The organism is Saccharopolyspora sp. NPDC045839 (assembly GCF_056431645.1).
In genome coordinates, this window is the sequence record NZ_JBWKKH010000049.1 from 49,360 (window position 1) to 58,013 (window position 8,654).

Annotated in this window: 4 protein-coding genes; all 4 read left to right on the forward strand. The window is 67.0% G+C overall.

Annotated features, from left to right (window positions below; genetic code table 11):
* Positions 1-830 precede the first annotated feature (830 nt).
* The 4 genes from AC07EQ_RS39960 (at position 831) to metH (ending at position 8,512) form a co-directional block, all read left to right on the forward strand.
* Complete coding sequence (locus AC07EQ_RS39960) at positions 831-2,534, forward strand: glycine/sarcosine N-methyltransferase (protein ID WP_478393010.1); 1,704 nt, start codon at positions 831-833, stop codon at positions 2,532-2,534.
* Positions 2,535-2,607: 73 nt separating this feature from the next.
* Positions 2,608-3,810: a methionine adenosyltransferase gene (metK, locus tag AC07EQ_RS39965; RefSeq protein WP_478393011.1), complete on the forward strand. Its 1,203-nt coding sequence runs from the start codon at positions 2,608-2,610 to the stop codon at positions 3,808-3,810.
* 141 nt (positions 3,811-3,951) lie between these two features.
* Positions 3,952-4,926 (forward strand): carbohydrate kinase family protein, encoded by a 975-nt coding sequence (locus AC07EQ_RS39970; RefSeq protein ID WP_478393012.1) that lies wholly within the window; start codon positions 3,952-3,954, stop codon positions 4,924-4,926.
* A 19-nt stretch (positions 4,927-4,945) separates the two neighbouring features.
* Positions 4,946-8,512 (forward strand): methionine synthase, encoded by a 3,567-nt coding sequence (gene metH, locus AC07EQ_RS39975; RefSeq protein ID WP_478393013.1) that lies wholly within the window; start codon positions 4,946-4,948, stop codon positions 8,510-8,512.
* The last annotated feature ends 142 nt before the right edge of the window (positions 8,513-8,654 follow it).

Genomic DNA, 8,654 nt, shown 5'->3' on the forward strand with positions numbered 1-8,654 from the left:
CGGCGGTGGATCTGGTGACGGACCCGGTGGTACGAACCGCGAATTCCAAGAAGAGGACTTCCCCGAGCGGAAGGGCGGAGCGGGGTGTTGCTGCGGGGGCACGCGCGGGGGGCGCGTCCCACACTTCCCCAGGGCCGATGCGGCGAGGAACCGTCCGCCGATCGTCCCGGCGGGGGGAGGATGAAGCAGGCCTGACGGGGGAGGGCGATGGCCGGCGGCCGGTGGGCCGGATCCGGCGCGGAAAAATGGCTCGCATGCGTGAGGTGGGCACCGTAATATCTGTGCTCCGCGCCGCGATGAACTCAATGATGAAGAGAAAAAGTCAACCGCCACGCTGCCCAGTCTTCATGATTTTGACGGGAATCGCGGTTGTGTAATTTGCAGTTGTTGTGGTAAGGCAAGCGGGCGCCAGTATACACAGATCGCTGACATTCTGCACTCGCGTGATCGTTGCGCCTCTCGAAAATGCGCCGAATCGGCGCAGGTGGCGGCGCATTTATTCACCCAGGGTGACAGTGGAAATCACGCATTCATCGTATTCCGGTGATTAGTGTCACACGTTTGTACGCTTGCTTTGCCATCTCCTTCGCCTAGGTTAGTTAACCGACGCAGGAATATCGCGTCAGCGCCGGTCGGCAAGGATGCCGGCCGGAAGCGATCGGCGTAGGTGTTGCGGCCTTGAGCGTTTCTCGGCTGCCCACGCCGGTACGGGCGTTGCCTTTTTTCGCAGTGGCGACCCGACACGGCCGCGAGACGAGCTCGGGGCACGGATTTGCGCGGCCCAGAGTTCTGCGGTGGCGCATGACCAACGTGAGTGGTGGGAGTGAAGAATGGCGAAGAGCGTGGACGATCTTGCTTCGAGCGAGCAGCCCGGATCTCAGGACACCGCTGATCTGGTGGCGCGCGAGGAGCAGGTGTTCGGCGAGAACCCGTTGGAAGTGCGCGAATCTGACCACTACACGTACGAGTACGTCGGCGGTTTCGTCGAGAAGTGGGACGAGCTGATCGACTGGAAGAAGCGCTACCAGAGCGAGGGGTCGTTCTTTATCGACCAGCTCAAGGCTCGTGGCGTCCGCTCGGTGCTCGATGTCGCCACCGGCACCGGCTTCCACTCCGTGCGGCTGCTGGAGGAGGGCTTCGACGCGGTCAGTGCGGACGGCAGCCCGCAGATGCTCGCCAAGGCGTTCAGCAACGGACTGACCTACGGCGGCCACATCCTCCGCGTGGTGCACGCCGACTGGCGCTGGCTGAATCGTGACGTCCACGGCGAGTACGACGCGATCATCTGCCTCGGCAACTCCTTCACGCACCTGTTCTCCGAACGGGATCGGCGCAAAGCCCTCGCCGAGTTCTACGCGATGCTCAAGCACGATGGTGTGTTGATCATCGATCAGCGAAATTACGACTCGATTCTGGACAACGGATTCTCGTCGAAGCACACCTACTACTACGCCGGCGAGGACGTTTCCGCGGAGCCCGATTACGTCGACGAGGGTCTGGCGCGCTTCAAGTACACGTTCCCGGACAAATCTGAATTCTTCTTGAACATGTACCCGCTGCGGAAGAACTACACGCGGCGGCTCATGCGCGAAGTCGGCTTCCAGCGGATCGACACCTACGGCGATTTCCAGGAGACCTACCACGACGCCGAACCCGACTTCTTCATCCACGTGGCGGAGAAGAAGTACCGGCCGGACGAAGAGCTCTCCGACGTGTACTCGACCGCCGTGCACACCGCGCGGGATTACTACAATTCCGAGGACGCGGACAACTTCTACTACCATGTCTGGGGCGGCAACGACATTCACGTCGGCCTCTACCAGACCCCGGACGAGGACATCGACAGCGCCTCGCGGCGCACCGTGGAGCGGATGGCCGACAAGGTCGAGATCACCCCGGACACCCGCATCCTGGACATCGGCTCCGGCTACGGCGGCGCGGCCCGCCACCTGGCCGCGACCTACGGCTGCAAGGTGTCCTGCCTGAACCTCAGCGAGGTCGAGAACGCCCGGAACCTCGAGTTCACCCGGGCCGCGGGGCTGGACGAGCTGATCGAGGTCAAGGACGGTTCCTTCGAGGACATCCCGTTCCAGGACAACGCCTTCGACATCGTCTGGTCGCAGGACGCGATCCTGCACAGCGGCGACCGGGAGCGGGTCCTGGAGGAGGTGTCCCGGGTGCTCAAGGGCGGCGGCTCCTTCATCTTCACCGACCCGATGGCGGCCGACGGCGCCAAGTCGAGGGACCTCGGGCCGATCCTGGACCGGCTGAACCTGGAGACGATGGGCTCGCCCGGCTTCTACCGCCGCGAGCTGGCCCGCCTCGGCCTGCAGAACTTCGACTTCGAGGACCTGACCGAGTTCCTAGCCGTTCACTATGGGCGCGTTCTAGAAGTACTCGAGAGCCGGGAAGCAGAGCTGGCGGACCGGATCAGCGACGAATACCGCGCCAAGATGAAGACGGGTCTGAAGAACTGGGTCGCAGGTGGCAAGGCGGGCAACCTCTCCTGGGGCATCATCCACGCCCGCGCCTGAGACCCCCTTCTGGAAATCGTCACTTCCGTACGCAAGGATCAGTGCTGCATCAGCTGTGAGGTGAGGAGCAGTCGTGAGTGAGATCAACCGCAGGTTGTTCACCAGTGAGTCGGTGACCGAGGGGCACCCGGACAAGATCTGCGATGCGATCAGCGACGCCGTGCTGGACGCGTTGTTGTCCCAGGACCCGCGGTCGCGGGTCGCGGTGGAGACGCTGGTGACCACCGGCCAGGTGCACGTGGCCGGTGAGGTGACCACCGACGCCTACGCGGACATCCCGACGATCGTGCGGGAGAAGATCCTGGAGATCGGCTACGACTCCTCCGCCAAGGGCTTCGACGGTGCCTCCTGCGGTGTGAACGTCGCCATCGGCTCCCAGTCGCCGGACATCGCGCAGGGCGTCGACGACGCGCACGAGTCCCGCGTCGAGGGCGTCATCGACGAGATCGCCAAGCAGGGCGCCGGCGACCAGGGCCTGATGTTCGGCTACGCCTGCACCGACACCGACGAACTGATGCCGCTGCCGATCGCGCTGGCGCACCGGTTGTCGCGGCGGCTGACCCGGGTCCGCAAGGACGGGGTGCTGCCGTACCTGCGGCCGGACGGCAAGACGCAGGTGACCATCGAGTACGCCGGTGACCAGCCGGTTCGCCTGGACACCGTGGTGCTGTCCACGCAGCACGCCGCCGACATCGACCTCGAGGGCATGCTGGCGGGCGACATCAAGGCGAAGGTCATCGACCCGGAGATCGAGCGGGTCGGCCTCGACTCCGCCGACACCCGGCTGCTGGTGAACCCCACCGGCCGGTTCGTGGTGGGTGGCCCGATGGGCGACGCGGGCCTGACCGGCCGGAAGATCATCGTCGACACCTACGGCGGCATGGCCCGCCACGGCGGCGGCGCCTTCTCCGGCAAGGACCCGTCGAAGGTGGACCGCTCGGCCGCCTACGCGATGCGCTGGGTGGCCAAGAACGCCATCGCCGCGGGCCTGGCCAGCCGCATCGAGGTGCAGGTCGCTTACGCGATCGGCAAGGCCGCCCCGGTGGGCCTGTTCGTCGAGACGTTCGGCACCGAGAACGTCGACCCGGTGAAGATCCAGGCCGCGATCAACGAGGTCTTCGACCTGCGTCCCGCCGCCATCGTGCGTGACCTGGACCTCTTGCGGCCGATCTACGCCCAGACGGCAGCGTACGGTCACTTCGGGCGCAGTGACGTCGACCTGCCCTGGGAGCGCACCGACCGGGCTGAGGCGCTGAAGAGCGCCGCCGGTATCTGACGTCGACTTTCGGGAGCCGTGGCGGCAGACTGCGGGGCGCGCCGACCGCGCCCCGCGGTCCGGCGTGAGCGGCGACGGGGTCCAATGGAGCTTCAAAGGCCGGCGCCGCGGCGGCGCCGGCCCTGGTGAAGGAGAAATGCAGTGCGGATTGCGGTGACCGGTTCGATCGCCACCGACCACCTGATGTCCTATCCCGGTAGGTTCACCGATCAGCTCGTCGCCGATCGGCTCCACCAGGTTTCGCTGTCGTTCCTGGTCGACGAGCTGGATGTGCGGCGCGGCGGCATCGCGGCCAACATCACCTTCGGCCTCGGTCAGCTGGGCGTCGGCTCGGCCCTCGTCGGCGCCGTCGGCCAGGACTTCGACGAGTACCGCGGGTGGCTGGAGCGGCACGGGGTGGACACCGCGTCGGTGTACATCTCCGACACCAAGCACACCGCGCGGTTCATCTGCACCACCGACACCGACCACAACCAGATCGCGTCCTTCTACGCCGGGGCGATGGCCGAGGCCCGCGAGATCGAGCTCAAGCCGGTCGCCGACCGGCTGGGCGGCCTCGACGTGGTGGTGATCTCGCCCAACGACCCGGCGGCGATGGTGCGGCACACCGAGGAGTGCCGGGACCGCGGCTACCGGTTCGTCGCCGACCCGGGCCAGCAGCTGGCCCGGATGGAGGGCGAGGAGATCCGCCGGCTCGTCGAGGGCGCGGAATACCTCTTCACCAACGAGTACGAGCACGGCCTGCTGCTGCAGAGCACCGGCTGGACGCACGCCGACGTGCTGGACCGCGTCGGCCTCTGGGCGACCTCGCTGGGCCCGAAGGGCGTGCAGGTGGAGTCCAAGTCGGAGCCGACCATCGAGGTCGCGCCGCCGAAGGAGAAGCAGAAGGGCGACCCGACCGGCGTCGGCGACGCGCTGCGCAGCGGGTTCCTCGCGGGGCTGTACCACGACCTCGACCTGGAGCGTTCGCTGCAGCTGGGCTGCACGCTGGCGACCGTCTCGCTGGAGACCGACGGTCCGCAGGAGTACCAGGTGGAGCGCGACTCGTTCGTCGCGCGCATCGCCGAGGCGTACGGTGACGCCGCCGCGGCCGAGGTCCAGTCGAAGCTCGGCTGAGAACGGGGAGTAGCAGGGGATGGCAGACCGGCAGAACGATCCGAGCGGGTTCCTGACCGCCCTCGGCCAACGGGTCCTCGTCGCCGATGGCGGCATGGGTACCGCGCTGCAGGCGTTCGACCTGACGTTGGACGACTTCGCCAACCTGGAGGGCTGCAACGAGATCCTGAACGTCACGCGGCCCGACGTGGTGTCCTCGATCTACCGGGGCTACCTGGAGGCGGGCTCGGACGCGATCGAGACCAACACCTTCGGCGCGAACCTGGCGAACCTCGGCGAGTACGACATCCCGGAGCGGATCCGGGAGCTGGCGGAGACGGGCTCGGCGCTGGCCCGCGAGGCCGCCGACGAGTACTCGACGCCGGAGCGGCGGCGGTTCGTGCTCGGTTCGGTCGGCCCGGGCACGAAGCTGCCGACGCTGGGCCACGCGCCTTATCCCGTGCTGCGCGACGCCTACGTCGAGCAGGTGCTGGGCATGCTCGACGGCGGCATCGACGTGGTGCTGGTGGAGACCTCCCAGGACCTGTTGCAGACCAAGGCCGCGATCGTGGCGGCGAAGCGGGCGATGGCCCAGACCGGCCGGTGGCTGCCGATCATCGCGCAGGTCACGGTGGAGACCACCGGCACGATGCTGGTCGGCTCGGAGATCGGCGCGGCGCTCACCGCGCTGGAGCCGCTGGGCATCGACCTGATCGGGATGAACTGCGCGACCGGACCGGCGGAGATGAGCGAGCACCTGCGGGTGCTGGCGCAGAACTCCCGGATCCCGATCTCGGTGATGCCCAACGCCGGTCTGCCCCAGCTCGGCCCCAACGGCGCGGTGTACCCGCTGCAGCCAGATGAGCTGGCCGAGGCGCTGGTCGGGTTCGTCAACGACTTCGGCGCCCGCTTGGTCGGCGGCTGCTGCGGCACCACCACCGAGCACGTGCGCGCCGTGGCCGAGGCGGTCGCGCCGCTGGCGCCGAAGGTGCGCGAGCCGGAGCACATCCCGTCGATCTCGTCGGTGTACCAGGCGGTGCCGTTCGAACAGGACGCGTCGATCCTCAACATCGGCGAGCGCACGAACACCAACGGTTCCAAGGCGTTCCGCGAGGCGATGCTGGAAGGCCGTTACGACGACTGCGTGGAGATCGCCAAGTCCCAGACGCGCGAAGGCGCCCACATGCTGGACCTGTGCGTGGACTACGTCGGCCGCGATGGCACGGTCGACATGCGGGAGCTGGCGTCGCGCCTGGCCACCTCCTCGACCCTGCCGATCATGGTGGACTCCACGGAGCCGGACGTGATCGAAGCCGGTCTGGATCACCTGGGCGGCCGGTGCGCGGTCAACTCGGTGAACTACGAGGACGGTCACGAGCCGGGCTCGCGGTACGAGCGCGTGATGAAACTCGTCGTCGAGCACGGTGCCACCGTGGTGGTGACCTGCATCGATGAGGAAGGCCAGGCGCGCACCGCCGAGTGGAAGCTGCGGGTCGCCGAACGGCTGATCGAGGACATGACCACCAACTGGGGTCTGGAGAAGTCCGCGATCATCATCGACTGCCTGGTCTTCCCGATCACCACCGGTCAGGAAGAGGTCCGCAAGGACGCCATCGAGACGATCAACGCGATCCGGGAGCTCAAGAAGCGCCATCCGGACGTCCAGACCACGCTCGGCCTGTCCAACGTCTCGTTCGGGCTCAACCCGGCGGCGCGGCAGGTGCTGAACTCGGTGTTCCTCAACGAATGCCGGGAAGCCGGCCTGGACACCGCGATCCTGAACGCTTCGAAGATCCTGCCGATGAACAAGATCCAGGACGAGCAGCGGGAGGTCGCGCTCGACCTGGTCTACGACCGGCGTCGCGAGGGCTACGACCCGCTGCAGAAGCTGATGGAGCTCTTCGAAGGCAAGACCGCGAAGTCCAGCAGCGCCTCGCGCGCCGAGGAACTGGCCAAGCTGCCGCTGTTCGAGCGGCTGGAGCGGCGGATCGTCGATGGCGAGCGCAACGGCCTGGAGGCGGACCTCGACGCGGCGATGAAGGAGAAGAAGCCGCTCGACATCGTCAACGAGAACCTGCTGGCCGGTATGAAGGTCGTCGGTGAGCTGTTCGGCTCCGGGCAGATGCAGCTGCCGTTCGTGCTGCAGTCCGCCGAGGTCATGAAGGCCGCCGTCGCCTGCCTCGAACCGCACATGGAGAAGGACGACTCCGGCGGCAAGGGCAAGCTGCTGCTGGCCACGGTCAAGGGCGATGTGCACGACATCGGCAAGAACCTGGTCGACATCATCGTGTCCAACAACGGCTACGACGTGGTCAACATCGGCATCAAGCAGCCGATCAACGCCATCCTGGACGCCGCCGAGGAGCACAAGGTCGACGCCATCGGCATGTCCGGCCTGCTGGTGAAGTCGACCGTGATCATGAAGGAGAACCTGGAGGAGCTCAACTCCAGGGGAATGTCCGAGAAGTACCCGGTGATGCTGGGTGGGGCGGCGCTCACCAGGTCCTATGTGGAGAACGACCTGGACGAGGTCTACCAGGGCGATGTGCGCTATGCGAAGGACGCCTTCGAGGGCCTGCACCTGATGGACCGCATCATGTCCGTCAAGCGCGGCGACGCACCTGCCGAAGACGCGGCCGAGCGCGAGAAGAAGGCCGAGCGCAAGGCTCGCCGCGAGCGGTCGATGCGCATCGCGGAGAAGCGCAAAGCGGAGCAGGGACCCGAGCCGGAGTACACCGACACCACGCGGTCCGACGTGGACGCCGAAGCGCCGGTGCCGACGCCGCCGTTCTGGGGCTCGAAGGTGGTCAAGGGCGTCGCGGTCGCCGACTACCTGGCGCTGCTGGACGAGCGGGCCACGTTCTTCGGCCAGTGGGGCCTGCGCGGCGCGAAGAAGGGCGAAGGGCCGTCCTACGAGGAACTCGTCGAGTCCGAGGGCCGGCCGCGGCTGCGCCACTGGATCGACGAGCTGTCCACCGCGAACATCCTGCAGCACGCCGCCGTCGTCTACGGCTACTTCCCTTGCGTGACCGAGGGAAACCACCTCGTGGTGCTGGACAAGGACGAGCCGGACGCCCAGGAGCGGCACCGGTTCTTCTTCCCGCGGCAGAAGCGCGACCGGCGGCTGTGCCTGGCGGACTTCTTCCGGACGCGCGAGCAGGCCGAGCAGACCGGCCAGGTGGACGTGCTGCCGGTGCAGCTGGTCACCATGGGCCAGCCGATCGCCGACTACGCCAACGAGCTGTTCGCCAAGAACGCCTACCGGGACTACCTGGAGGTGCACGGCATGGGCGTGCAGCTCACCGAGGCGCTGGCCGAGTACTGGCACCGCCGCGTCCGGCGGGAGCTCCTGTGGGCCGCCGGCGGTTCGGTGGCCGAGGAGGACCCGGCCGACGTGCAGGAGTTCTTCAAGCTCGGCTACCGCGGCGCGCGGTACTCCTTCGGCTACGGCGCCTGCCCGGACATCGAGGACCGGGCCAAGATCGTCGACCTGCTGGAGGCCGAGCGCATCGGCGTGGTGCTCTCGGAGGAGTTCCAGCTGCACCCCGAGCAGTCCACCGACGCGATCATCGCCCACCACCCCGAGGCGAAGTACTTCAACACCTGATCCACCCGCAAGACACCGCAACCGCATGGAAATCGAGAAGGGAAACCATGAGCGTCAAGTTGCAGAAGGTCGATGGTCTTGAGTTCGCTGTCCGGGATTTGTCGTTGGCGGAGGCTGGGCGGCATCAGATTCGGTTGGCGGA